At 69.0% G+C, this 24,281-nt stretch carries 31 protein-coding genes and 1 pseudogene; 24 read left to right on the forward strand and 8 right to left on the reverse strand.

The window, feature by feature from the left end; translation table 11 throughout:
- The first annotated feature begins 16 nt into the window (after nucleotides 1-16).
- The 11 genes from AC3IYI_RS16830 to AC3IYI_RS16880 all read left to right on the forward strand — a co-directional run bounded on the left by AC3IYI_RS16830 (nucleotide 17) and on the right by AC3IYI_RS16880 (nucleotide 4,691).
- Nucleotides 17-958 (forward strand): ParB/RepB/Spo0J family partition protein, encoded by a 942-nt coding sequence (locus AC3IYI_RS16830; protein WP_489402042.1) that lies wholly within the window; start codon nucleotides 17-19, stop codon nucleotides 956-958.
- Between the two features lie 95 nt (nucleotides 959-1,053).
- The gene (locus AC3IYI_RS16835) at nucleotides 1,054-1,350 is read left to right on the forward strand and encodes a hypothetical protein (RefSeq protein WP_489410942.1); all 297 of its coding nucleotides are present in this window, start codon (nucleotides 1,054-1,056) and stop codon (nucleotides 1,348-1,350) included.
- Nucleotides 1,351-1,402: 52 nt separating this feature from the next.
- Nucleotides 1,403-1,630 (forward strand): hypothetical protein, encoded by a 228-nt coding sequence (locus AC3IYI_RS16840; protein WP_489410943.1) that lies wholly within the window; start codon nucleotides 1,403-1,405, stop codon nucleotides 1,628-1,630.
- A complete protein-coding gene (locus AC3IYI_RS16845) occupies nucleotides 1,630-2,493 on the forward strand; it encodes a hypothetical protein (RefSeq protein WP_489410944.1) in 864 nt (287 codons plus the stop codon). Before AC3IYI_RS16840 ends, AC3IYI_RS16845 begins: the two co-directional genes overlap by 1 nt.
- Before the next feature lie 98 nt (nucleotides 2,494-2,591).
- Nucleotides 2,592-2,831, forward strand: a complete 240-nt coding sequence (locus AC3IYI_RS16850; protein ID WP_489410945.1) for a hypothetical protein — start codon at nucleotides 2,592-2,594, stop codon at nucleotides 2,829-2,831.
- Between the two features lie 36 nt (nucleotides 2,832-2,867).
- Entirely contained in the window at nucleotides 2,868-3,140 is a 273-nt protein-coding gene (locus tag AC3IYI_RS16855) for a hypothetical protein (RefSeq protein ID WP_489410946.1), read from the forward strand.
- A gap of 5 nt (nucleotides 3,141-3,145) precedes the next feature.
- Complete coding sequence (locus AC3IYI_RS16860) at nucleotides 3,146-3,334, forward strand: hypothetical protein (RefSeq protein ID WP_489402049.1); 189 nt, start codon at nucleotides 3,146-3,148, stop codon at nucleotides 3,332-3,334.
- Between the two features lie 203 nt (nucleotides 3,335-3,537).
- Nucleotides 3,538-3,789, forward strand: a complete 252-nt coding sequence (locus AC3IYI_RS16865) for a hypothetical protein (protein WP_489410947.1) — start codon at nucleotides 3,538-3,540, stop codon at nucleotides 3,787-3,789.
- A gap of 23 nt (nucleotides 3,790-3,812) precedes the next feature.
- Nucleotides 3,813-4,106, forward strand: coding sequence for a VRR-NUC domain-containing protein (locus tag AC3IYI_RS16870; RefSeq protein ID WP_489410948.1), 294 nt, complete (start codon nucleotides 3,813-3,815; stop codon nucleotides 4,104-4,106).
- A gap of 133 nt (nucleotides 4,107-4,239) precedes the next feature.
- Nucleotides 4,240-4,443, forward strand: coding sequence for a hypothetical protein (locus AC3IYI_RS16875; RefSeq protein ID WP_489410949.1), 204 nt, complete (start codon nucleotides 4,240-4,242; stop codon nucleotides 4,441-4,443).
- Complete coding sequence (locus AC3IYI_RS16880) at nucleotides 4,443-4,691, forward strand: hypothetical protein (RefSeq protein WP_489410950.1); 249 nt, start codon at nucleotides 4,443-4,445, stop codon at nucleotides 4,689-4,691. The genes AC3IYI_RS16875 and AC3IYI_RS16880 overlap by 1 nt, the downstream gene beginning before the upstream one ends.
- 103 nt (nucleotides 4,692-4,794) lie before the next feature.
- On the opposite strand, the gene AC3IYI_RS16885 is transcribed toward AC3IYI_RS16880, so the two are convergent.
- On the reverse strand, nucleotides 4,795-5,034 hold the full coding sequence (locus AC3IYI_RS16885) for a DUF6207 family protein (RefSeq protein WP_489410951.1): 240 nt from the start codon (nucleotides 5,032-5,034) through the stop codon (nucleotides 4,795-4,797).
- A 184-nt stretch (nucleotides 5,035-5,218) separates the two neighbouring features.
- On the opposite strand from AC3IYI_RS16885, the gene AC3IYI_RS16890 reads away from it, so the two are divergent.
- From AC3IYI_RS16890 to AC3IYI_RS16900, 3 genes are all read left to right on the forward strand, one after another.
- Nucleotides 5,219-5,458 (forward strand): hypothetical protein, encoded by a 240-nt coding sequence (locus tag AC3IYI_RS16890; protein ID WP_489410952.1) that lies wholly within the window; start codon nucleotides 5,219-5,221, stop codon nucleotides 5,456-5,458.
- A gap of 251 nt (nucleotides 5,459-5,709) precedes the next feature.
- Nucleotides 5,710-6,150, forward strand: coding sequence for a 6-carboxytetrahydropterin synthase (locus AC3IYI_RS16895; RefSeq protein ID WP_489410953.1), 441 nt, complete (start codon nucleotides 5,710-5,712; stop codon nucleotides 6,148-6,150).
- A gap of 9 nt (nucleotides 6,151-6,159) precedes the next feature.
- Entirely contained in the window at nucleotides 6,160-6,888 is a 729-nt protein-coding gene (locus tag AC3IYI_RS16900; RefSeq protein ID WP_489410954.1) for a hypothetical protein, read from the forward strand.
- Nucleotides 6,889-7,128: 240 nt separating this feature from the next.
- On the opposite strand, the gene AC3IYI_RS16905 is transcribed toward AC3IYI_RS16900, so the two are convergent.
- Nucleotides 7,129-8,433, reverse strand: a complete 1,305-nt coding sequence (locus tag AC3IYI_RS16905) for a UDP-N-acetylglucosamine 1-carboxyvinyltransferase (RefSeq protein WP_489410955.1) — start codon at nucleotides 8,431-8,433, stop codon at nucleotides 7,129-7,131.
- A 103-nt stretch (nucleotides 8,434-8,536) separates the two neighbouring features.
- Nucleotides 8,537-9,436, reverse strand: coding sequence for an NAD-dependent epimerase/dehydratase family protein (locus AC3IYI_RS16910; protein ID WP_489410956.1), 900 nt, complete (start codon nucleotides 9,434-9,436; stop codon nucleotides 8,537-8,539).
- A gap of 216 nt (nucleotides 9,437-9,652) precedes the next feature.
- Here AC3IYI_RS16910 and AC3IYI_RS16915 point away from each other — a divergent pair.
- A pseudogene (locus AC3IYI_RS16915) lies at nucleotides 9,653-9,790 on the forward strand (helix-turn-helix domain-containing protein); the annotation flags it as partial.
- 135 nt (nucleotides 9,791-9,925) lie between these two features.
- Complete coding sequence (locus AC3IYI_RS16920) at nucleotides 9,926-10,942, forward strand: XRE family transcriptional regulator (RefSeq protein ID WP_489411564.1); 1,017 nt, start codon at nucleotides 9,926-9,928, stop codon at nucleotides 10,940-10,942.
- A 43-nt stretch (nucleotides 10,943-10,985) separates the two neighbouring features.
- Here AC3IYI_RS16920 and AC3IYI_RS16925 read toward each other — a convergent pair whose 3' ends face one another.
- Nucleotides 10,986-11,390: an NUDIX domain-containing protein gene (locus AC3IYI_RS16925; protein WP_489410957.1), complete on the reverse strand. Its 405-nt coding sequence runs from the start codon at nucleotides 11,388-11,390 to the stop codon at nucleotides 10,986-10,988.
- Between the two features lie 311 nt (nucleotides 11,391-11,701).
- On the opposite strand from AC3IYI_RS16925, the gene AC3IYI_RS16930 reads away from it, so the two are divergent.
- The 6 genes from AC3IYI_RS16930 (at nucleotide 11,702) to AC3IYI_RS16955 (ending at nucleotide 18,672) form a co-directional block, all read left to right on the forward strand.
- The gene (locus tag AC3IYI_RS16930; RefSeq protein WP_489410958.1) at nucleotides 11,702-12,160 is read left to right on the forward strand and encodes a phage tail protein; all 459 of its coding nucleotides are present in this window, start codon (nucleotides 11,702-11,704) and stop codon (nucleotides 12,158-12,160) included.
- A 174-nt stretch (nucleotides 12,161-12,334) separates the two neighbouring features.
- Nucleotides 12,335-13,615: an IS21 family transposase gene (istA, locus tag AC3IYI_RS16935; protein WP_489410959.1), complete on the forward strand. Its 1,281-nt coding sequence runs from the start codon at nucleotides 12,335-12,337 to the stop codon at nucleotides 13,613-13,615.
- Complete coding sequence (gene istB / locus AC3IYI_RS16940; RefSeq protein WP_489410960.1) at nucleotides 13,615-14,484, forward strand: IS21-like element helper ATPase IstB; 870 nt, start codon at nucleotides 13,615-13,617, stop codon at nucleotides 14,482-14,484. The genes istA and istB overlap by 1 nt, the downstream gene beginning before the upstream one ends.
- Before the next feature lie 110 nt (nucleotides 14,485-14,594).
- On the forward strand, nucleotides 14,595-15,443 hold the full coding sequence (locus AC3IYI_RS16945; protein WP_489410961.1) for a TnsA-like heteromeric transposase endonuclease subunit: 849 nt from the start codon (nucleotides 14,595-14,597) through the stop codon (nucleotides 15,441-15,443).
- Between the two features lie 59 nt (nucleotides 15,444-15,502).
- Nucleotides 15,503-17,677 (forward strand): transposase, encoded by a 2,175-nt coding sequence (locus tag AC3IYI_RS16950; RefSeq protein WP_489411565.1) that lies wholly within the window; start codon nucleotides 15,503-15,505, stop codon nucleotides 17,675-17,677.
- The gene (locus tag AC3IYI_RS16955) at nucleotides 17,674-18,672 is read left to right on the forward strand and encodes an AAA family ATPase (RefSeq protein WP_489410962.1); all 999 of its coding nucleotides are present in this window, start codon (nucleotides 17,674-17,676) and stop codon (nucleotides 18,670-18,672) included. Before AC3IYI_RS16950 ends, AC3IYI_RS16955 begins: the two co-directional genes overlap by 4 nt.
- On the opposite strand, the gene AC3IYI_RS16960 is transcribed toward AC3IYI_RS16955, so the two are convergent.
- The gene (locus AC3IYI_RS16960; protein ID WP_489410963.1) at nucleotides 18,673-19,596 is read right to left on the reverse strand and encodes an IS3 family transposase; all 924 of its coding nucleotides are present in this window, start codon (nucleotides 19,594-19,596) and stop codon (nucleotides 18,673-18,675) included. It lies immediately after the preceding gene.
- Nucleotides 19,593-19,901 carry a transposase gene (locus tag AC3IYI_RS16965; RefSeq protein ID WP_489410964.1) on the reverse strand — a complete coding sequence of 103 codons (309 nt, stop codon included), beginning with the start codon at nucleotides 19,899-19,901 and terminating at the stop codon, nucleotides 19,593-19,595. The genes AC3IYI_RS16960 and AC3IYI_RS16965 overlap by 4 nt, the downstream gene beginning before the upstream one ends.
- A 76-nt stretch (nucleotides 19,902-19,977) precedes the next feature.
- Between AC3IYI_RS16965 and AC3IYI_RS16970 the strand changes: the two genes are divergently transcribed.
- Both AC3IYI_RS16970 and AC3IYI_RS16975 read left to right on the forward strand, forming a co-directional pair.
- On the forward strand, nucleotides 19,978-20,277 hold the full coding sequence (locus AC3IYI_RS16970) for a hypothetical protein (protein WP_489410965.1): 300 nt from the start codon (nucleotides 19,978-19,980) through the stop codon (nucleotides 20,275-20,277).
- A 3-nt stretch (nucleotides 20,278-20,280) separates the two neighbouring features.
- Nucleotides 20,281-22,143 carry a TniQ family protein gene (locus AC3IYI_RS16975; protein ID WP_489410966.1) on the forward strand — a complete coding sequence of 621 codons (1,863 nt, stop codon included), beginning with the start codon at nucleotides 20,281-20,283 and terminating at the stop codon, nucleotides 22,141-22,143.
- Between the two features lie 231 nt (nucleotides 22,144-22,374).
- On the opposite strand, the gene AC3IYI_RS16980 is transcribed toward AC3IYI_RS16975, so the two are convergent.
- Nucleotides 22,375-23,199, reverse strand: a complete 825-nt coding sequence (locus AC3IYI_RS16980; RefSeq protein WP_489410967.1) for a hypothetical protein — start codon at nucleotides 23,197-23,199, stop codon at nucleotides 22,375-22,377.
- A gap of 546 nt (nucleotides 23,200-23,745) precedes the next feature.
- Nucleotides 23,746-24,060, reverse strand: a complete 315-nt coding sequence (locus AC3IYI_RS16985; RefSeq protein ID WP_489410968.1) for a hypothetical protein — start codon at nucleotides 24,058-24,060, stop codon at nucleotides 23,746-23,748.
- Nucleotides 24,061-24,281 lie beyond the last annotated feature (221 nt).

A 24,281-nucleotide genomic window follows, 5' to 3' on the forward strand; every position in this document is an offset into this window, starting at 1 on the left:
CCTCTTGGAGCCTGAAATGACCTACCGCACCGTGAAGATGACCCAGGTCCGCCCGAACCCGAACCAGCCCCGCGAGTACTTCAACGAGGAGGCCATCCGCGAGCTCGCCACCTCCATCGAGGCCTACGGCCAGATCTCCCCGATCGAGGTCGCCCCCGACAACGAGAAGGGCGGCTACCAGATCATCTCGGGCGAGCGCCGCTTCCGCGCCCTGACCTCGCTCGGCAAGTCCACCGTCAAGGTCAGCATCATCTCGGAGAAGAACGAGCTGCGCCGCTTCAAGCGGTCCATGTCGGAGAACGTCAACCGCGAGGACATGACCCCCTTCGAGGAGGCCAACGGCTACCAGCGAATCCTGGACGAGGAGGACGGCGCCACCATCGCCACCGTGGCCGCCGACTTCGGCAAGACCACCGCCTACGTCAAGCTCCGCCTCGCGCTGCTGGACCTGCGCATCGAGTTCCAGAAGCTTGTACAGGACGGCGCGATCGGCACGGCGGCCGCCGTACAGATCGCCGCGCTCAGCCTCGCCAACCAGGGGGCACTCCTCGGCAAGTTCACTCGCGGGGAGTTCAAGGCAGACAACGAGATCGTGCACTTCGCCTTCGCCATGAAGCAGCAGCAGGACCAGGCCGTCCTGATGATCACGGAGGACCTGACCGACGAGCAGCGCGAGCAGCGCGCCGCTACCCAGAAGAAGACCAAGGGCACGCTCGACAAGATCGAGCAGGTCCGCGCGATGCTCGACGAGATCGCCAAGACCGACCCGATCAAGCTGGCGCAGGCCCTTGAGGGTCAGGTCGGCGCCCGCCTGGACCAGCTCGACCGGGTGGCGGATTCCCTGACGAAGGCCCGCTGGCAGCTCAAGCAGGCCAAGGCGCACGCCGAGGCCGCCGAGCTGATCGCGGTCAACCCCGAGGCCACGGAGACCGGCGAGCCGGAGACGGCCGCCGCCTGATGGCGAGCAGGGGCGGGGCCTGCGGGCCCCGCCCCGCCTCCCCCAGCCGATCAGCACCCGCACCTCGAACCACCGACCCCTTGGGAGACAAGACGATGTTCCCTCCTCACCCGCAGCCGGCCGGAGCCGCCGCCATGCTGGAGCGCCTGACCCGGCAGGGCTGGAGCCCGCAGCTGGTCAACCGCCTCGCACAGGTCGACACGGACACCTGCCTCCGACCTCCGGGCATGTCGTCGCGCGCCGCCTCCGGGATGATCCTCAGCCTCGCCGCAGAGGGCTGGTCGCCCGCACCGATCGCCGCCCTGTTCCATCGGCGCGAGGAGTACGTGTGCGCCGTGCTCACCGTCGCTTCGGGCCTCCAGCCCTTCACCCACCGCCCGAAGACCTCGTAGCCCACCGCCCTCTTCAGCGGCATGCGCCGCCAGGGAAGCGAAGGAGACCACCTTGACCACGCAGCCGGCCGCAGGCCAGGACTGGACGACCATGAACCATGGCGACTTCGACGCCGGAGCCCCGATCACCTTGCCGGTCGGCACCGGGCCCGAACGGATCTACGCCGCGCCGGACCGGCACGGGACACAGGCCCTGTTCGGTGAGGAGCCCCCGACGAGAGCAGCACGCCCGACCCGGTCGAATCCGGGGGAGACCGAAGGACAGGAGGAACTGTTCTGATGCCTATCTTTCTGCCCGCGCCCCTGCCGGTGCGGCCCGCAGACGGCAAGGGCTTCAACCGGCTGAGCCTCAACGCGCACATGTGGCCGGCCGAAGCCCAGTGCGCGCTGCGCCCCCGGTCGTACGCCACCCTGTTCGAGAGCCTGGACACCAGGCGGGCACGCTGGGGAGGCTTCGGAACCTGCTCACGCCCTGACGGACTGTGCGGCGACTGCCCGGTCCTCACCCATCCCCCGAGGCGGTCAGTCAACTTCGATGCGCACCGAGTCCTCGTGCGCATCGAGACCTCGTACAGCGACGGTGCAGCCTTGCGGGTCGGTCCACGTACACAGCTGTGGATGACCGACCGGCCCCACTCCGCCGACTTCCAGAACGGCGGCCAGCTGTGGACGTGGCCGGAGCTGTCGCGCCTGGAGGGCTGGGAGCTCGGACGCCGACACCGCGACGAAGTGGGAGAGGGGTTCTGGATGGAGCGCAGCAGCCACGTTCCCGCCCCTCACGTGGAGATCCGCAGCCGGGCCGTGGGGACCGATGTCCGGCACGCGATGCTCGCCGACAGCACCCGGGCGTGCCTGATGGTCTGCTCCGGAGGATGCCGTCACGATGCACAGCTACTCAACGCGATCAGTCACCAGATACCGGGACAGGTGGACAAGCAGCCCGCCCAGGTGGACGGTGACCGGCTGCAGCGTCCCGCCGCAGAGGGGGCTTGGAGGTTGATCTACTCGGCGGCAGGCTCAGCTGCGGTACGGCTACTGGAGGCGGACAGGCAGGTGGTTCGGCTGAGCCTGTCCGGATCGCAGTGGACTAGCGAGCGGGTCGACGGCGTGGGCTCGGCACTGCTGAAGCACGTGCGCCGGTAAGCAGCTTGGGCAGTGGAGGAGCTGGACACCCCCTAGATAGATAGTAGAATAGAGGTATCAGGGAGGCGGTGAGCGCCTCACACAGAGAGGAGCCCTCCGTGCCCACGTACACCCCGATCCGCTGCGCCGACGTCTACGACAGGGACGCACCCGAGTGCGACAGCTGCGAAGGGTCCGGCACGGAGACCTACCTGCACGGACCCCACGAGGTCGACCGCGAGTGCGCCGAGTGCCACGGCATCGGACGCCGCCTCGACTGCCCGGCATGCGACGACGGCGTGAACCCAGCCACCGACGACACGTGCAGCCTCTGCGACGGCTTCAGCGCCCTCTACTGACCACAAAATAGGCCACTACTTATTCAGGAGATTTCCGTGAACCTAGGCGACACCCTCACGCAGGAAGCCCTCACGACCGGCAGTCGGTTCGGCGTCACACCGACCGGATCCGGCGGCCTGCGCCTGGCCATCACGCTCGGCTCGGGCGACGTCCAGCACTTCGAACGGCCCGGCGCCGGCGGCCCCGGCGACTGGACCGCCACCGACCTCGAAGGGCAGGGCGGCGGCTTCTCCTTCCAGGAGCCCGTCACCGCCGAATGTGGCCGCGGCCTGGACCTCATCGCCAACACCCGTGAACAGAAGGGCTGAAGCACGTGGAATACGAAGTCGGAACCGTCGTCACCCCGGCCCGCACCGGACCCAACGGCCTCTCCCACCTGCTCGGCGAGGTTTCCGGTCACGCCACGGATCCCTTCACCGGCGAGCGCCTCGTGGCCGTCACCTGGAGCGGTCTGAGCAAGCCGCAGTTCTACGACCCGGGCGACGTGATCGAAGTGGACTGACGCGCAACAAATAGGCCACTACACAAAATCGTGTTACGGTCCTGCGCATCAGGCCACAGGCACGGCCCGATACCCACCCACCTCCGGACGGGCAGCGACACCCCGCGCCCAGCCCGCCCGGACCGGCTCGTCAGATACGAGCCACCCCCTCCGGCCGGGACCCGCCCCCACTGCGGGTCCCGGCCACACCCACGGAGAAGCAGATGCCTACGACCACGACCTACGACGACCTCGAAGAGGCACAGGCCATGGAGCAGTACGGTCACCCCCTCGCAGAACTCGTCAGCGAGCGGTACACCGTCGAAGCGGTCCTCAAGGACCGGCACCGCCGGACCAACCCCCGGCCGGCACTCGTCTACACGCCGCAGCCGGACCCGAAGGCTGCCGAGCACTGCGCCGTCCTCGAGGCAGCGATATCGAACTGGACCTACCGGCCCACCCCGAGCACGCTGTGACCGAAGAACAGTTCCGTCGCCGCGTGAGGGAGCTGGCTCAGCTCCGCGGCTGGGCCCTCGCCTACCACACGCACAACTCGCGGCGAAGTGACGCCGGTTGGCCGGACGAGGTTTACGGGCACCCACTGACCCGACGCACTCTGTTCGTCGAGCTGAAGACCGACACCGGCAAGGTTCGCCCGGCCCAACGCGAGTGGCTGACACACCTGGCGGCCTGCGGATTCGAAGCCGCCCTGTGGCGACCACGCGACCTCGCGCTCATCGTCGCCACCCTGGCGCCCAACGGCCCACGCGCCACCCTCCCCGACACGTTCTGACCAGGAAGAGCACCATGGACCACGACCCCGATTCCGCCCCGGCCCCCGGCTCGACCTGGTGCAACTCCTGCGACAGCTGGTTCAACGTCATCACCAACACCTGCCGCTGCAACAACCGCTGATGGACCGCCTGATGCCCTACACCCCCGCGGCCTCCCGAGGCTCCATCCACACCCGGCCGGTCCCCGCCCTTGCCCCCACCATGGAGCAGGCCCTCTCGGAGATCGCGGCACTCGCCAACCGGCTGTGCGAGGACCTCTCCGACAGCCAGTGGGCCACGGCCGCCCGCATTCGCCAGCTCGCCGAGGCGCCCTACGTGAACGGAGCCACCCGCTGATGCACGCCCGCTTCGAGCCCATGCCCTCCCGGAACTCGGACGCCGACACCGCCGCGCAGTCGCTGCGAGACCGCCACGGCGAGTGGGCACACGTGGACGCACGCGACTCGACCAGCCGGGCGGCGAACCTCGCCTACCGCATCCGCGCCGGCCTGCACTCCTCGTTCCGCCCGGCGGGCGCCTACGAAGCACGATCCCAGGGCACGGACGTCTGGGCGCGATACGTCGGCCCCCAGACGGCAACCTAGACCCATCCGTTCAAGCCCACCTGACCCAACTGGCAGAGGTGCGCGGTACCGGCCCCAGGGATATCGGCCGCAGAGTTCCGGGTTCGATCCCCGGGGTGGGCACTCAACCCATGACGTAGTCCCCGTCGGGGGGTGGCTCAAGGTAGCCGCCCTCCGCCGCGCTGCGGCCCATGTCCGCGTGGACGGTCACATGGACCCCCTCCTCGCCCGGAACCCTCCGGGGCGGAGTCGAGCTAGAGAGCCAGAGCGTGGAGATCCGCTCCGCTGCCGCCTGGACGGCGTCGAAGTCCGCCGCCGTGATCTCAATGCGGATGAGACCCGCCTGATTCGAGTCGATGTTCACAGCGGAACAACGACGCCGCACCGGCCGCGTCGCGCCTAAGCTGTGACGGCCGGGCAACTCGGACCCTCCCCGGCGTCGCGCCACGGCCGACACCCCGCATGGGCATCCACCCGAACAAATGCTCCAGGCCGTGAAGCCTGAGATCGACTTGCGCGCGAAATCGAACAGGTGGCCTAATTTCGGCATGGCGCGAACCACCTTTCCCGATGATCTTCTGGCAGCCCAGATCCACGTGATCCGGACCTACGCGGCCCTGGCCCAGCAGCCTCCGATCCGCGGAACCACCGCTCTACGGCACGAGCTCATCCAGGCACTGCGCGACCTGTACTCCCACCCCTACTGGACCGAGCCCGGCCACTCCTACGCCGCTCTCGTGGAGTTGCGGAGGGAAGCTCGCGCCCAGGCCTGGGCGGTCGCAGCGTGAGCGAGCGGCCGGGCCTGCGCGCTGGCTCCTGGTCCTCACCATGCTCCGCCAGTACGTATCCCACTGGAATGAAGCCCCGCCGACGAGGGAGATCGGGGCAGGCTCCCCCCTGACCCGCACCGAACCGCTCCGGCGCGCTGCCTCGCGCCGCCACGCCCCGTGCTCTGGGTCAGCGGAACGCCTGATGTGCACGGCTTTCGGCTGGCAGACTCGGAACCAGCAGTGAGCGTCATCAAGTTCGAGGGGGATCGGTGGGCACTCTCACCAGCGGACATCGCCTGACCGTGGCTGCGTACCACCAGCTCCCGCTTCTGCCGAGCTGGCATCCCTGCCACAAACCGCACGGCCACGACTACGACCTCGGCATCGAGTTGACTGCGCCGAGAGGAGTCGTGACGGACGGGGTCACCGGCGCTCTCCAGGTCGCCACCTACACACTGGCGAGCGAGCACGGTCCTCTCCACATGCAAGAACTCGGCTCCCTCGACGGCATGGACGAGCTGCGTTCCGATTCCGCCGCACTCGCAGCATGGGTGCACCACTGGACTTCCGATCAGCTCCCCGACGGTCTCGGGGACTACCTGCTTGTGCGGGCTCAAGCACCTGCAGTCGAACGCGGTGCCGCCGTTCACCGCGGTCCCCTAGCTGCCGGAGCAAGAACAACGGACGGCGTCGACCGGGAACGCCTCTAGGGAGAGCTCATGGCGACGACCGTGGTCGGATTCCGCCTCGGCTGCGACAAGCGAGGTCGGCAGGCAACCGTCGTGCTGACCGAGGCCGGCGTCCTGCATCGCTGCAACGGGCCGATGGGCTTGGCACCCAAGCCCACCAGGCCCGACGTGCCTCCCTACGTGGACCCTCATCCGGTGCCCTCGCAGGCCAAGAAGCTCCGGAAGATCCACAGAACCCTGGTCAGTCAGGGCTACAGCCGTGTACTCGTCCCGCCCGCCTGCGTGCAGTTGGAGACCAACGAATACCCCCTGCACTCCTATCCGTACGGGGCGAACGCGCCAGCCGCGCATCCGGAGCTGATCCAGGATTTCGTCGGCCTGGCCCCTTCCATCCCGAACTCCCTCGATGACGCGATCCGCTCCTTCTATGAGGCCATCGGCATTCCTTCACGGCCCCTGCGCCCGGTTCCTGGTGGACAGGCGTTGCCACCTCTCCCGCCCCGAGCCAGTGAGGCGCTGCGAGTCCTTGCCCGCGGCTCTGCCATCAGCTCGCCGGCGCGACGCACCGTCGGGTGGAGGATCACCGCTCAGGGCGTACGCCTTCATGTCGGCCCCAGCGGCGAGGTTCTCACCCATCGAGAGGTCATGGACCTCCAGGCCGCGCTAGCGGCGTGGCTCCGCTTGAACCCGGCACCCGGCGGCCCGGGAGCGGCACCGCCTCCTGAGGAACCACGGCAAGGGACCGCGTCCGGACCGTGATCTCTGTGTGGCGACGGCCAGCCGAGCTGGCGATAACCACTGGGACCGTCAGCCCACGGAGCCCGGGGCCTCAGATAGCCCGTATTCAGAAGAGAAACGGGAAGAGTCGGACTCGCCCGATACGATCGGTCTGTGCCCCGCCGCCTCCCCCGTCGGCGGGGCACGCTCATGCCCGGGTCGGGTATTGGTCCGCAGCCTGAAGGCGCTGGAGTGCGCGGCGATTTCGGCTGTCTCGGCCGCCTACTCGAGTACGACCTCCAACGCGGCACCGAGCACCACGAGCTTTGGCAACAGGTCGCCGTAACCGCGGTCCAGGTGGTAAATGCCGCCGAGGGTCGAGGTGCCCTTGGCCGCGAGGGCGGCGATCACGAGGGCGGCGGCGGCCCGGATGTCCTGGCCGACCACGCGGGCTGCGGTGAGAGGGGACGGGCCGTGCACGGTGATGGTCGGGCCGTCGGCGGTGACGGCGGCGCCGAACTCGCGCAGCGGGCTGACGTGGGTGGCCCGTGAGGTATAGATCCGCTCCTCGATGCGGGAGACGCCCGGGGCCTGGGTGAGGAATGCGGTCAGCTGGGGCTGGACGTCGGTGCAAGTCGCGGAGGCGGTGACCGTCTGCACTGGTTGGGGGCCGGCGGGGCAACGGGCGAGGGTGCCGCCGTGCGACGGGGCCAGCGCGATTCCGGCTGCAGCAAGCATGGACACCAGAGCAGCGGGAAACGCGGCGACGGGAATGTTGTCGAGGAGGACGGTTCCTCCGGTGACGGCGGCGGCCAGGGCCAGTGTTGCGGCCTCCAGCCTGTCCGGCGGGACCTCGACCGTGCCGCCGGAGATGCAGTCGGTGCCGGTGACGTGAAGGGCAGTGGCGCCCTCCCAGTCGATGCCGACCCCGCCCGCTTCGAGCAGGGCAGCGGTAGCCCGGACTTCGGGCTCCGAGTTGGGGTTGACGATGGTGGACGTGCCGCGGGCGCGGGCCGCAAGCAGCATCGCGGTGACCGTGGCCCCCAGGCTCGGCCCCCAGCCCTTCGTCATCACATCGGTGGTGAACGGCGCCGGGCCCCCGCTGGTGAAACGGGCATCCACATGGGTGTCGGTGACGTCCACGATGGCGCCGGCGGCTTCCATGGCAGCCAGGTGCCGGTCGATCCGGCGATGGCAGAAGGCATCGCCGCCCGGCAGGGGGAACCGGACTCGCCCCGCGCGGGCGAGGAGCCCGGCCGCCATGACGGCGGTCGTGCGGATGCGCCTGCCGAGCTCGTCCGGGATGACCGGCTGCCAGGCGGTGGCCGGCGTGACCTCGAAGCGGTCGCCGCTGATCGTGGCCGTGGTGCCCGTGCTGGTGAGGATCTCCGCGCAGACCTGGGTGTCCAGGATGGGCGGGATCCCGGTCAGGATCAGCGGTTCGTCGGCGAGCACGGCGGCCGCGTACAGGTGCAGGGCCACGTTCTTGCTGCCCTGTACTGCGACGGTGCCCTCCAGGCGGTGGCCGCCGGTGACGCGGATGGCGCGGGTGTCGGTGAGGGGCGACAGCAGAATCTGAGCGTTCACGGGTACCTTCCCCGGTGGTGTGACGGAGTGCTGCTCGCGGCCCCGGCCGGAGCGCGGGACCGCGAGCAGCACGGGGACTAGTTCGCGGCGTTCATCGGCCGAGTCAGGCCGGGGTCAGGGTGCGCGCGCCGTTCCGGAGACTCACGGCCAGAGCCTCGTCCAGGGGCATGCGGTCGACGGCCCCGTACATGCGCGTGAACAGGCTCAGGTCGGCGGTGAACGAGTCGATCTCGTTGATCCGCGGGGCGGTGTGGGTGATGGTGCCGGAGCCAGCGGCGCGGATGACGGCGCGGGCCAGGTCGAGGACGGAGATCGCCGTGCCGGAGCCGCAGTTGACGACGGGCAGCAGCGCGGGAGCGTCCAGGATGCGGGTGAGCATGGTGACGGAGTCGTCGATGTACGTCAGGTCCCGGGCCTGCGTACCGTCGCCGTCGATCGTCAACGGCCTGCCGTCGGCGACGGCAGAGAGGAAGGCGGGTACGACGGCGTCGGGGTCCTCGTAGGCCCCGAAGGTGTTGAAGAATCGGACGACGCCGATCTGGCGGTCGTCGTCCAGGAGCGACCGGTAGACGCCGACCAGCTGCTCGGTGGCGACCTTGCCCGCCGCGTACGGGGAACGGGGAGCGTACGGCGCGGTCTCGGCGAGCGGGCCGGACTGCTGGCCGTACACCTCACACGAGGAGGCAAGGAGCAGCCGCCGTGCGGTCGAGGCGGCGAAGGTGTGCAAGATGTGGCGGTCGACGGCGACGTTGTGCTCGAACCCGCCGATCTCGAAGCTCTCGGGGACGGACTTGAGGGCGGCCAGGTGCACGATCGTGTCCACGCCGTCCAGGTCCCGGGCGGTCAGCGACTGGACGTCGCGGACCATCAGCTCCTTCGGGCGCGGGCGCCGGGTGGTGACCGAGAGGTTGTCCAGCGGGGTGACCGTGTGTCCGGCCCCGGCCAGGGCCTGGGTGAGGGCCGAGCCGATGAAGCCGGCGCCGCCGGTGATCAAGACCTTCAAAGGGTGCCTCCGCTGAGGAGTCGAGCAGCGAAGCAGTCCGAGTGCCGTCCGTCTGCTGCCGCAACCGTCGTGTGTGCCGCGCCAGTTCGGGATCGGATTTGGCCGGTCCCGCACACGGTGTGCGGGACCGGCATACCGTGTGCATCCGCACGCCCTGTCGCCACGCGACGACGGGCAGTACTGTCGTGCGTCCCCGTCGGTGCACTGGAGGTACCCATGGGCCCGAGTACGAGTGACTTAGGCAAGATCTTCCGCGATGCGCGTCACTCCCTGGATCTGACACAGGCTGAGGTCGGCAAGGCTGTCGGCTACTCGGCGTCGGCGATCTCGCGGATCGAAGGCAACCGGATGCGCGTGGACCTCGACACCCGCCTGCTCTTGGCCCGGGTACTCCATATCCCACCTGAGCAGGTCAGCGGGTTCCATGCCCTCGCGGACCCGCTGATCGCTACCGTGGGGACCCTACCGATGTCGGACGAGGAGGACGCGATGCGTCGCAGGAACATGCTGGGGGCGCTGGCTGCCGGAGCGTCGGCCGTCGTCGTCGGCACGGGCACGGCGGCTGCCTCGCCCACCATGGTCCCGGACCTCGACGACGTGCTGTTCCGGCTCCCGCCCGCTGGCCCCGCCCCGCTGCGGGTGTTGGCCGACCAGACGGCCTCCGCGCGGGAGGCGTTCACCGCCGCCCGCTACAACGACCTTGGCAACTCGCTGCCCGGCCTGCTCTCCGCCGCGGAGGCGACTAGGGACGCGTCCGCCGGACGGGCCCGCCAACAGGCCAACGCCATCCTCGCCCGCGCCTACGTCCTGGCCTCCGAACTCGCCGCGAAGCAGCATTCCGACGCCGCGTGGGTCGCTGCTGATCGCGCTCTGGCCGCCGCCCGGGCTAGCGGGATGCCCGTCCCCGTCGGGGAAGCCGCCCGCGTCCTGGCCATCACCATGCGCCGCTCCGGCAGCTGCTCCTCCGCGGTCCGCTTCCTCACCGCCGAAGCAGCCGTGCTCGACCCTGCCGAAGGGCGCACCGGAGCCGTACGGACCACTCTGCTGCTGACTGCGGCGTACTCGGCAGCCGCTGGCGGCGACCGGGCAACCGCGCTCGCTCTGCTCGACGAGGCCGACGAGACCGTCGAGCGCCGCCCGCAGGCGGCTCCCAGCGGTCTCTTCACCGTCGATGCCACCAAGGCCCAGGTCGCCGTCTACCGCATCGGCGTTCACACCACCCTCGGCACCCCGGACGAGGGTGTGGGGATCGCGCGAGGCCTGAACATCGACCTCATGCCGACCCCCGAACGCCGCGCCCGCGCCTGGACGGACACGGCCCGCATGTGGCACGCGCTCGGCAACGGCGAGGAGGCATTCGCTGCTCTGCGCCGCGTCGAGGAGGAGGCGGCCCAGGAGGTGTGCCGTCCGGCGCTGCGGGCACTGACATCGAGCCTGCTCTACAGCCCGGCACGTGTGCAGGGCCTGCGCGAGTTCGCCATCCGTACAGGAGCCGTCCCTGCCTGACCAGCCCGGCCCCTTCCCTCCGTCGTGGAGCCTCGGTGCGTGGTCACGGTGCCGGAGCGAACCATGCCTGAGGCTCGTTCTTGCCGACCAGTTCGATGAGCTCCCGCATCCGATCGGTCATCGGCGGCAGTGCGTCCAGCCGCCACCAGGCGACCTTGTAGGACTCGTCATCACCAACCCTGGGCGACTGACCCGCCTCTGCCGGGCGGCAGGCGAACACGACCTCGAAGTATTGCGCGACGTCACCGTTGCTGTGCCGCACCTGCGGGGACGATGTCACCGCCACCAGGCGCTCCACCACCACCCGCACACCGGTCTCCTCCGCTGCCTCCCGCACTACCGCAGCGGCCGGTGCTTCGCCGGGCTCCAGGATCCCGCTCAACGGTGTCCACAGCCCCGCGGCAGTCCGCTGTTGCAGGAGCACCCTCTGCTGCTCGTCGACGACCACTCCGACCACCCCTGGCAGCCACAACGGCCAGTCGGGGCCGACTACATTCCGGAGATCTGCCACAAAATCAGGAATCATGCCTCCAGACTAGGGCGAGAAGAGCGCCGCTTGTGACCGTCAGCGATAACTGGCGAATGTCAGCGTTGGTTGGCGACGCCAGCTATCCGGCTACGAGAAGTAGTCAGCCAGGTCGGCCTGGCGACTAGCAGATTGGCCATCCGGGTTGTGCTCTTCCGTGATTTGCCTGCCAGGCGGAGGGAAAATCGCGATCATGCTCCTGTCCACCAGAGATCATCTGACAGGAGCACGGCATGGCTGACGAGGCTGACTTCATCGCGTCGAACTACCCGGTCCCTACGTTCCGGTTCGCCATCGACATTGACGGTGACGGCGAGACCGATATCCGCGCCAAGAGTGTGGGTGGGCTGGACCAGCAGTTCGAAGCGGGCGAGTACCGGGACGGCATGGGGGGCCTGTTCCGCTTCATGACCAGGGCCCAGCTGCCGTCGGTGACCTTGTCGGAGTGCGTCCTTCCAGGGAAGACCAGCCTCTACGAGTGGCTCTACAACTACACCGGCAACACCGCCGACAAGAAGGACATCACGATCAGCCTCACCGACGAGTCCGGGGAGGTCCTCTACATCACCTGGACGCTGGCGAACGCCTACCCCACGGGCATCACAGGTCCGAGCCTGGACGCTTCGAGCAACGAGGTCGCAATCAAGCAGATCACGCTGAACGCCGACCGGATCGCGGTCACCTGCAACTAGGTCTGGCCAAGCTGGCCCCTCTGACGGGTGATTGTCGCCTCGGCGGGGGTCTCGTTCGGGGATTCCGCCTCTCGACGACGGTCTAACGCGGACCCTCTGACGGCGTATCAAAACTGACTCATGTGGTGATCTTCGTCTGATCCTGGCTTTGTTGATCAAGGTCAGGAGGAAGAGGTGATCCTTGTGGAGGACTGGGCAGAGATCCGTCGGTTGCACCGGGCTGAGCAGATGCCGATCCGGGCGATCGCCCGGCAGCTGGGCATCTCGAAGAACACGGTGAAGCGGGCGCTGGCGCATGACCGGCCGCCGAAGTACGAGAGACCGCTGAAGGGCTCGGCGGTCGACGCGGTGGAAGGGCAGATCCGCGAGCTGTTGCGGCAGACGCCGTCGATGCCGGCGACGGTGATCGCCGAGCGGATCGGCTGGGACCGCGGGATGACGATCCTGAAGGAGAGGGTGCGCGAGCTGCGGCCGGCCTATGCCCCGGTCGACCCGGTCTCGCGGACGGTCTATCGGCCGGGTGAGCTGGCCCAGTGCGACTTGTGGTTCCCGGAGGCGGACATCCCGCTCGGGTATGGGCAGAGCGGTCACCCGCCGGTTTTGGTGATGGTCTCGGGCTACTCGCGGGTGATCGCCGCCCGAATGTTGCCGTCGAAACGGACCGGCGATCTGATCGACGGGCACTGGCGGCTGCTGGCCGAGTGGAACGCGGTCCCCAAAATGCTCGTCTGGGACAACGAGGCCGGGGTGGGCCGGGGCCGGGTGACGGGCGAGTTCGCGGCGTTCGCGGGCCTACTCTCCACCAAGATCCATTTGTGCCGTCCCCGCGATCCAGAAGCGAAAGGCCTGGTGGAGAGGGCTAATGGTTACCTGGAGACGAGTTTCCTGCCCGGCCGGCACTTCGCCGGGCCCGACGACTTCAACACCCAGCTCGGTGAGTGGCTGAAGGTCGCCAACCGGCGCCAGCACCGCACTCTGCAGGCCCGGCCCACCGACCGTTGGGAAGCGGACAGGGCCGGGATGCTCGCGCTGCCGCCGGTCGACCCGCCGTCCTGGTGGCGGTTCCAGATCCGGCTCGGCCGCGACCACTACGTCCGCGTGGATACCTGCGACTACTCCGTCGACCCGGCGGCGATCGGCCGGATGGTGACCGTGCTGACCGACAACGACCAGGTCCTCGTCCTGGCCGCGGGCGGGGAGATCGTCGCCCAGCACCCCAGGTGCTGGGCCCGCCACCAGACCCTCACCGACCCCGACCACGCCGCCACCGGCATCGTGATGCGGCGCGAAGTCCACCGTCAGCAGACCGCCCGCCAGGGCCAGGCCGCCGCTTCGGCCACGCAGTCCGACGGCCGCGCCGGTCCGCTCGTCGAGGTCGAACAGCGCGAGCTGGGCACCTACGACCGGTTGTTCACCGTCATCGACGGCGGCGCCAACGACAGGGAGGCCAGCTGATGCCCCGCACCGTCATAGCCGCCGGCGATGACATCGACCCGACCGATGAGTCCGTCGCAGCGAGCGGCAAGAGTGCCGCGGCGGGCCGCCGGACCGGCCAGCAGACCGCTTCCGACCTGGCCTTCCTCGCCCGGGCGATGAAGGCCCCGGCCCTCCTCGACGCGGCGGGCCGGCTCGCGGAGCGGGCCCGCAAGGAGTCCTGGACACACGCTGAGTACCTCGTCGCCTGCCTCCAGCGCGAGGTCTCCGCCCGCGAATCGCACGGCGGCGAGGCGCGAGTACGCGCCGCCCGCTTCCCCGCGGTCAAAACGATCGAGGAACTCGATGTCACCCATTTGCGCGGTCTGACACGCCAACAGCTCGCGCATCTGGGAACGTTGGACTTCATCGCGGGGAAAGAGAACGCCATTTTTCTGGGCCCGCCGGGCACGGGAAAGACACACCTGGCCATCGGCCTCGCGGTCAGGGCCTGCCAGGCCGGCCACCGCGTCGCGTTCGCGACCGCCGCCGAGTGGGTCGACCGCCTCGGCGCCGCCCACCAGGCCGGACGCCTCGCCGACGAGCTCACCAGGCTGGGCCGCTACCCGCTGATCGTGGTGGACGAGGTCGGCTACATCCCCTTCGAGGCCGAGACCGCGAACCTGTTCTTCCAGCTGGTCTCGAACAGATACGAACGCGCGTCCGTGATCGTCACCAGCAACAAACCCTTCGGACGGTGGGGAGAGGTCTTCGGCGACGAGACCGTCGCCGCCGCGATGATCGACCGCCTGGTCCACCATGCCGAGGTCCACTCCCTCAAAGGCGACTCGTATCGCATGCGAGGACGCGAACTCGGCCGCATCCCCACCGACCCGCACGACAACGACTGAACACTCAACAGAAGACACCTGAGTCACTTTTGACCCGCCCAAAGTGGGTCACGGTTCAGCCGCCGCCGACACCGCCTCGAAGCCACACGGTCAGGTGCTGTCGTTGGTTCGTGAGTACGCGGACCGGGCCTGGAATCCGTTCGGATGAGTGCGACCTCGCGGAGCTGTTCACGCCGTTCACCGGCGATGCAGCCTGCCGCCGCGGCCTGGTGCTCGATGAGTCCTGGCCGCGGCGGTGGACGACGACCTGGCTGGTCAATGGCAGCCAGGTCGTCTGGCCGGTGAGGGACCTGGGGTCGGTGCCGGTGCTGGACTCACAGCCCGTTCGCCGGTTCACCTGGCGGGCGAGGCAGCGGCACCGACCGGGACTGGAGGCCATGGTCTCCACCGGCCGGCTGCATGGGTTCGAGTCGCTGGAGGAGCGCGCCCTGCTGCTGGTGCTGGACTTCGTCGGGGTAGTGGAGGTTCTGCCTCAGCCGTTCCGGTTGGATTTCGAGCACGTTGGTGGCCGCTCGGCACACATTCCGGACTTCCTGGCGGTGATGCCCGACGGCGGGAGGTGGGTTCTGGATGTCCGGCCCGCCAGCCTGATCCGGGACGAGGACCTGGTGAAGTTTGCCGCGACTCGGGAAGCCGCTGCGAGCGCCGGATGGCGCTACAGCGTGGTGACGGGCTGGCGGCCCCACGTTCTGAGCGTGGTGGACGAGCTTTCGGCACGGCGGAGACCGAGGTCTGACCGGCTGGGCCTGCAGCCGCAGCTGCTGGAGCTGGCCGAGCGGGGGCCGCTGTCGTTCGGCGATCTGGTCGCTTCGACACCATGGCCGCTCGTGGCTCGGGCGGAGGCCGTTCATTTGCTCTGGCATCGCCGTCTGGGTGTCGACCTGGCCGGTCCCCTGGGTGACCGCTCCGTGGTCTGGGCCGGCGGAAGTGGTCCGGCGGCTTCAGGGAGCCGGTTGTGAGCCGTGGTGTTCTGGCCTTGGCGCCCGGGGTGCCCCTCGAGCTCGACGGGGTGGAGTGGATGGTCGAGGCGGTGGAGCCGCAGGTGGGCCGCGTCGTGCTGGCCACGGCCGCGGGCGAACGCGAGCGCCGTTCGCTGCGGTGGCTGGTGAACCACCCGAACGTCCGGCCGCTGAGGACCTCCAAGGCGCTGTCGGTCCGGGGCAGTCGGCAGGGGGTGGTCCTGGGCGATCTGACCGAGGAGCAGCTTCTGCGGGCCCGGATCCGGGCCGAGCACGTCCTGGAAGCCGAGACCGGCTTCCGCGCCGGGCACCCGTCACGGGCTCTGCCCGGCGAGCCGCGGCCGGCATACGACCCGCGGACGACGACGCTGGCCGAGCGGCGCCGGGCGAAGGCGGCCGAGGTGAAGGCTCTTCCTCCCGTCGAAGCCGTCGCCTTGGGCCTGCGGTTCTTGAGTAAGCGCACGCTGGAGCGGCTGGCGGGGAAGAGCGGCCGGGACCTGGTGCTGGCCTGCGCGGACGGCCGGTGGACCCGGGCCGGCGGCGGGCATCCGAGCATCACGGAGGAGGTCCGGGAGGCGATTTTCGCGGTCCGGCAGGAGTCGCTTCGGCGGTCGCGGATGAGCATGGCCGCCCGGATCCGGCTGGTGAACCAGTACGTCAACGAGGTGTTTCCCGACTTTGCTCTCAAGGACGTGCCGTCCCGGAACACGCTGATCGCGGTCTGGCGAGAGTGGTTCGGTTCGGACGGCGTGCGTCAGCGTTACGTCCGTACGGCGGAGACTGCGGAAACCGGGCACCGGGTGGTGGTCCACCGGCCGGGCCAGGTGGTCGCGCTGGACAGTACGCCGTTGCCGGTGAAGGTCCGCGAGTCGGTGTTCGGCGAGCCGGTCTCGGTGATGCTGTCGCTCGCGCTGGATCTCTACACGCACTCGCTGGTCGCGTTCCGCCTGACGCTGGTATCGGACACCTCGGTGGACATCGCGATGCTGCTGCGGGATGTCATGCTGCCGTTGCCCATGCGCGAGGGTTGGGGCGAGGAGATGGAGTGGCCCTATCCGGGTGTCCCGGCCTCGGTCGTCACCGAGTTCGCCGGCCACCGGGTCGCCGCGCTTCCGTTCTTCGCGCCGGAGACGGTGACCACCGACCACGGCGGTCCCTACAAGAGCCACCACCTCGTCGACGCCCAGGAGGTCCTGGGCTGCAACATCCTGCCGGCCCGCGTTCTGCGGGCCACGGACAAGTTCGCCGTCGAGCGAGCGTTCTCCTCGGTCAAGACCCTGCTGCTGGAGCACCTGCTGGGCTTCACCGGCGCCGACGTCGCCGACCGCGGCGCCGATCCGGAGGCGGACGCGTTGCTGACGATGTCGCAGATGGAGCACGTGATCGCAACGTGGATCGTCCGGGTCTGGCAAAACCGAGTCCTGGGCGAGTACGCGCCGGCCTGGGGTCCGGGCGAGGAGCACAGTCCGAACTCGCTGTTCGCGGCGGCGGCACTGCAGGGCGGACTCGATCTTGAGATCCCCGCTCCCGAGCTCTACTACCAGCTCCTGCGCGGCCATCACGTCAAGATCCACCAGGGCCGCGGGGTGAAGATTCTCGGACTCTGGTATCACGACCCGCTGCTGGACGAGGACCGCTTCCGGGGGCCGTCGTCACGCGGCGGCCGGAAGAAGGGCCTGTGGCTGGTCCGTTCCGACCGGCGCGACCGCCGGGCCGTGTTCTTCGAGGATCCTGATGAGCCGGGCCACTGGCACGTCCTGCGCTGGACCGGGCTGCCGCCCCAAGGCGAGGTCCCGGCGTTCTCCGACTCGACCGCCCAGACGCTGCTGGCCGAGGTCCGTGCTCTGGGCCTGGCGCCGCGTTCCGACGCCGACTTGCTGCCCACCCTGCTGAAGATCCTCGGCTCGGCGATCCCGGTCGCCCAGTGGCCCTCCCAGATGACCAAGCGTGAGAAGGCCGGCCGCTCACGCCGCACCGCTCAGGCGGCAGCGGCGGCGGCCGACCGGCCCGCACCTGAGCCTGGAGATCCGGAGGGTCTTCCGGCGGCCCGCGTGATGCCCTGGCCCGCCGAGGCGTCGGCAGTCGAACGCGCCGTCGACGCGGAGCGCCGTCGACGCCGGGAGGAGAACATCGCCCCCGCCCCTTCACCGCCTCCGCGGCTGGGTGACAGCCTGCGACGGCGGAACCTGTTCGCCCTGCCGGACGACGGCAGTGAGGCCAGGGAGAGCTCATGACCGACCTCGGGCAGCCGCATCCCCTCAGCGCGATCCTCAGTGGCAAGCCGCCCCGGCGCGACACCTTCGACGGCTGGCAGCACTACCGGGCCAACCGCCGGGCGTTCGTTCCCGCGCCGGCGCTGACGATGGACCAGTGGCGGGCCCTGAGTCCCCGCGGGCGCGCTCTGCACGATCTTCACCGGACGGCTACGCACGTCAACCTGCCCTTGCAGGAGACCCCGATGGCGTTGAAGGTATCCCGGCTCCTCTCCCGGCGGGTCTTCGGAAACGCCCTGCAGCGGACCGCGGCCACCTGGCCGGGGGTGATCGTCGGAGGATGGGGCTACCAGGGCAAGACGGAGACGGTCTGCGAGGTCGTCGCGGACTTCGAGGACACCTGGCTCGAGATGAACAACTTCGTCAACCCTCACCTCCCGCGGGGCACCCGGGCCCTGCACGCCCCAGTCGCCTACGTCCAGACCCCCGTGACCGCGACGCCGAAGAGCACCTGCGAGGCGATCCTCAGCTTCTTCGGGGCGACCACCAAAGGTCTGACCCTGCCCCAGCTGGTTCGTCAGGTCGCCGGAGCATTGGACGACCACGGTGTCCTGGTCCTGATCCTGGACGACATCACCCGGCTGCGATTGCACCGCGCCGACGACCAGGACACCCTCGACCTGGTACGGGCGTTCATGAGCATGAACGTCACCCTGGTCCTGGTCGGCGTCGACATCGTCGGATCCGGCCTCCTGCGACGGGCTCGCTGGGACAAACGCGGTCAGCAGTGGGTGATGCCGGCCACGGCGGGCAACAGGATCCACGGCTTGGAGGTCACCCAGACCGAGCGGCGCTTCGACTTCGTAGAGCTGGACCGCTTCCACTACACCACCCCCGCCCAGATCCAGGCGTTCCACGACCACCTGAGGGGCCTGGAAGCCGGCCTGCGGCTGTTCAAGGCCAGACCGGGCATGCTGACCGAAGGTGAGGCTCCCCCGGTGAGTGGGAGGTACTGATCAGCTGGTCGTGATGGGTTGGTGGGTGTTCAGGTTCGCTCGTTCGGTGGCTGCCTGGTTGGCGTAGTGGTTCTCTTCGTACTCGATGGGGCTGAGGTAGCCGAGGCGTTTTTGGATGCGGGTGGTGTTGTAGAAACCGTCGATGTACTCGAAGAGCGCGAGGTTCGCCTCGGCCCGGGTGGCGAAGACGCGGCCGCGGATGCCCTCGCTCTTGACGAGGGTCCACAGGTTCTCCGCGAGGGCGTTGTCGTACGAGTCGCCCACCGATCCCATCGACGCCGCGATCCCGGCTCTGAGCAGGCGTGTTGTGAGCTTGATGCTCGTGTACTGACAGCCGTGGTCGGCGTGGTGGGTCAGCTGTCCGGGTGAGGGGTGCCGGGAAGCGAGAGCGTACTCCAGGGTGGCGAGGACCAGGTCGGCATCCGCGTGGGCGGAGGTCTCCCAGGCCACGACGCGCCGGGAGAACGCGTCGCGGATCGCGGAGAGCCACAGGGGGCCTTCGGCGGTGTCGATCACGGTCAGGTCGGTGACCCACAGCCGGTTGGGTTCCGGGGCGGTGAAGTCGCGTTTGACCAGGTCCGGGGCGAAGGAGGCCTTGGGGTCGGTGGTGGTGGTCTTCCAGCGGCGTGTGCGGGGGCTGATCCCGGCGAGGCCGGCCTGGCGCATCAGCCGCTCGACTCGCTTGCGGCCGACCCGGATCCCGCGCCGAGCGAGTGCCGCGTGGATACGGGGCGAGCCGTAGACGCCGTGCGACTGGGTGTGGATCTCCTTGATCGTCTCGAGGAGGGCCGCGTCCTCGCGTTCCCGGCGGCAGGGGTCCTTCTGCCGGCACCGCCGGCGGTAGTAGGTGGAGGGCGGTGTGTGTGTTTCCCGGAGTACCAGCTCGACTCCCAGGTGCGGGTGCTCGTCGATGAGCGCGGTCACCTGGGCCGGGTCGGGTCGAGCTGGGCCGCGAAAAACGCGGAGGCGGTCCGCAGGACCTCGTTCGCCCGGCGCAGGTCCCGGACCTCCTTGCGCAGGGCCGCCAGCTCGTCCTTCTCCCCGGACGTCAGCCGGTCCCCGCGCTCACTGCGGTCGGCTTCGTCCTGGCGGATCCAGTTGCGCAGGGCCTCGTGGTGCACACCCAGATCCCTCGCCATGTGACGGATCGCCGGCTTCGGATCAGCGGCCCGATACATGGCCACCGCCCGCTCACGCAACTCCAGCGGGTACTTCATCGGTGCGGACATCGTGACATCTCCTCTCACGATCCCCATCTGACACTCCACCAGCCACTCCCGCACCCCGGGGGAACTTCAAGGGTCCATGCCCGAATACCTCATGCGCCGCACCGACGGAGTCGTCGGACTCCTCAACCGCCTGGCCGAGGCCGACGCGCAGGAAGCGATGGACACAGGCAGAGAGCTGATCGACGAGGAACTGCTCGATCAGGTCGTCCTGAGCCTCGACGACCCAGGCCGCGACCCAGACGCCGGCGAGGTCCCCCAGGTCCCGGCTCCCGCCACGGCGGGAGCCGGGAAACCCGCGCCTGCAGGCTCCGGACACCGCAGACGCAACACCGTCTTCGATGACCGCGGGCCCAGCGCCGCACAGGCAGGAACCTGAGCGATGAACGAAAGACCCTTCGACCCGCTGCCCAGGAGCCTGGAACCGTTGCCTGGTGAGAGCCTGCCCGGCTTCGTCATGAGGCTCTCCCACCGGCTCGGCCTCCTGCCGAGCCGGGTCATCGAGCTCACCGGCCTGGCCGCGGCCAACTCAAAGGGGTTCGCCAAGGCGCCGGCCCGACATCTGCTCATGCTCGATCCGGACGTTCGCCGCCAGTTCGCCCGACGGGCCCGGCTGAGCGAGGAAGAGGCCGACCTGCTCACGCTCCGTCGCTGGGCCAGTCACTACCCTCCGATCGCCGAAGTGGTGAGGCGACCGGGTCCGAGCGCCGGGCGCCACGGGCTGGTCCGCGAGTGGGTGCTGCCAGCCTCAAGCCGGTACTGCCCGCAGTGCCTGGCGGGCGACGCCAGCGATGTCCAGAGCCAGCATGGCGGTCCCTGGAAGCTCGAATGGCGTCTGGCCATCGTCTTCGCCTGCCTGGAGCACAACCGCCTCCTCGCCGACATCTGCCCCTCCTGCCGCCTCCCTGCGCTGAGCGGCTCCCCTGCTTTCATCGGCGGCACGGGCAGAGAGGTCCTGCACCCCGCGCAGTGCCGAAACCGCACCGCGGCACGGGGCCCGGTCTGCAAGGCGAGGCTGGACGCCACCGACAACGTGACGGCACCCCTCAATTCCGAACAGACAGCCCTTCAGCGCGATCTGTTGCTACGACTGGCTCCGGAGCATGATCCTGTCCGGGCGTCCGAGATCTTCACCGATCTGCAAGCCGCCACCGCGATGATCATTGCCACCTGGCCGCAGGACGCAGCCACCGCAAAGCTCCTTGAATACGAGGGCGACCTCACCGCCCAAGGGCCCTCTCCTGCCGCTCGGGCGATGCGGTCCGGAGGCCGGTGGGGTCGTGCACCACTCACCAGCCCGGCCACCGCATGTGTTCTCCGACTCGCGCATGACCTCACCACACGCCCCACTCCTCAGCTCCGCCAAGGGATCAGCGACCTTATGGCGAAAGCTCCTCCCAGCCACGATCCGGGATGGGGCCGCACTTGGGCACTCCTTCGCCGTGACGGCTCCTCCTTGTTCCGGCACGAGGTCGAACAGGCTGTCGGGCGCCGCTTCTCCCCAGCCGGCCAGCAGGTCAACACCAACCTGGTCATCCCCGTCCGCCGACGCGGCTACCTTCCCGAACACATCCCCCAGCGGCTTCCCCGCGAGTGGCTCGAGATCCTGCTGGCCAATGGGGCCTCGCCCAAGATCCGAGGTGTCCTCACCCTCTTCCGCCGGATCGCGGCGATCCAGCTCGTTCAAGCCGCAAACAACAGCACCGCGACCGACGCCGCACGGTTCCTGGGCTTCCCCCTCAGCCAGCGCAAGCCCTCCACGCTGAACCTCACCGCCCCGCCCGACCACCCCTGGAGACAAGCCCACATCACAGAGCGACTGCCCGAAGCATTCGAAGCCCTCGCGCAGCACATCGCCAACCAGTCCCCGTCCGTCAACTACTACGAACGACGCCAGACCCTCGCCTTCTGGCACTTCTCCCAGGACGACTGGGAGAACGTCACCGAGCAGCTGCCCCCTCCCCACCAACTGCACCTGCGCTACGGTCCTGAAGTGCACCGGCAGTGCGCCTCCGCCTACGTCTGGGCCCTGGCCACGAACGGGGAGTGGAGGTACGCACCGGTCTTCCGCACTACCCTGTCCCCGACCGGACTCAAGATCGACAAAGCCACCGCCCATCACCGGTTCCTGAACCTCATCCACACGCGTCGAGATCGCTACTGCACCGCACTCCGCACACACCTGACCGCGCACGCACAGAACCTGAAAGTCCTCGCGGACGCACCAAGCAACTACTGTCTGTGATCACCGCGAGGAGTCTTCGCCAACTATCACTGACCACTCTCGCCAGCTATAGCCGACAAACAGCCAGCCGACCTGGGCTGATGTCGATATCTGTCGCCATTTACCGCTGATAGTCACACCGCTGGCGGGCATTCGGGGCATGCTCCCGCCCGTCTGCTGCTGGCTGGTCGGGGCCGCCGAGGAGGACGCCCAACCCGATCAGCCTGCCTGGCCCGGCCGGCCTCTGGTCGGCTACCAGGGGACTGCTGTCGACATCCCCGGCTTGGTGTGCTCGGGGAGCTCCCTGCTGGCGACTTCCAGGTGGGGGGTGATGACCAGTTCGCCGTCGGTGAGCTGGTCGTAGCCGAGGTACCACAGTCCCAAGCGCACCCGGGATGCCGAGAGGCCATTGGCGCGGCCGTGCATCGGTGTTTCGTGACCGTTGGTGCAGGTCCACATGACCATGAGTCCGTCCACGGTCAGCTTGCCGAGCTCCTCGGTATCGGTGGTCCGGCAATCCCAAACTGTGCAGTCTGCGGGGACCCAGGCATTCGGGCGGGTGACCATGACCCGGGGCGTCGAGACGTGCAGTACTCCCGTGGTGGCTTCCATCGGGTCGAGGCCTCGGCGTTCTTCCTCCGTGATGCCGGCGAGGGCCTCGGCCAGGGTCGGTACGCAGTGGCGCAAGGCGGACGGACCGGGGCCGCACTCGTCATCGAGGGCATCGATCCCTGAGTACTGGTTGCACAGATCCCTGGACAGCAGCCAAATCTGGCTGATGTCGCGGGCCGGAGTGGCGTCGGTCCCGGAGAACGTCGGCTCGTGCCTGGCTTCGCGCACCGCCGCCTTGATCTCGGCGGCAACCTTCGGCTCCTGCGACCTGACCCCATAGGTCATCGGCGTACCGGTCTCATCGACAGCTGCCCGGAGTTCGTCCATCGTCACGTCTGCCGGGGCGTGGCGGCCATCCCACGTGCGCGCGTAGAACAGCAGGGCGAGTGCCCTCAGTTCCAAGTCCCCTGCGGGGGCGGTCCATGAGGGAGCGAGGATCGTGGCCGCCTCGTGTACGGCGGACACCCATGGAGATGGGCCGTGGACGGACGGAGCAGGCCCACGGCCAGCTTCAGCGAGCTTGTCGGCGGGAAGCTGGTCACGGGCATGCCTTTCGTCACAGCGGGCGTGATCCGCAGTCTGCCAGCCGGTCCCGGAGAGCGTGCCAGATCCACAGCATCCGCACGTCCGGCGGCACGGGCCTCTTCCCCGATTCCGCCCGCGGCCGGCGGGCCGATGAGTACGTTGGCCCGCCATGAAGCCATTCGTTTTCCAGCGGGGCCAGGGTGTCTGGGAGACCGGAACCGCTCCGTCCCTCCTCCACGCTTACGTCACCGTTGATCTCGAACGCCATCCCGACCTCTTCGAGCTCGTACGCGGTGTAGGTTCGCGTTTCCGATGGTCCTTTCTCATTGACGGCGGCCTTCTTCTGGCCCAAAGGACAGGACAGTGAGACGAACTCCCGTCTGATCGTTTACTCGTAGTGCACCTGGCATTCGCCCTCACCAGCCGGCCGGCGCGCCGTTGCGCGGCGCCACGGATCCGAAGCGGGCACCGCGGTGCTGGTCGTGGTTACGGTTCGAGCTCCAGGCTCAGGCCCACTTGGTGTCCGCCCGCCCGAAGCTGAGCAGCCAACGGCTGGTCCCCGGAAACCCGGTCGCCCTCGCCGGACAGGACCAGGACGTAGGCACGGGCCAGCTCGGCCAGGACCTTCGACGCCTCGTCTGGGACACCGTCGGTGACGCGCTGGGCCACTTCGGCAATGGCCCGCAGGAGGGAGTCCCGGGCGATGGCGGCGGGCGGATCCACGGGGCTGGCAGGCGCCGGGATGAACTGGAGGGCTTCCCCAGGGGCTGCCGGGGCGGCTTGTTCGTCGGTGAAGGTCACTCTGCTCCTAAGACTCGGGGCGGGCGGCCTGCCGTGGCCAGATGGGCGGCACACAGGCAGACACGACTCAGCGTGCGCGTGCGCGCACTAGACAATGCCGAGTGCGCGGGCTGACTGGATACGTGATTCCAGGCCACAGCCCAGGGCCGGACGGCGTGAAAACGCCCGTGACCAGGCACTTTTCTGCACGGCCGGACGAAGGGCGAACGCACGGCCTTCGT

It is taken from the genome of Streptomyces sp. GL_148, assembly GCF_057834205.1.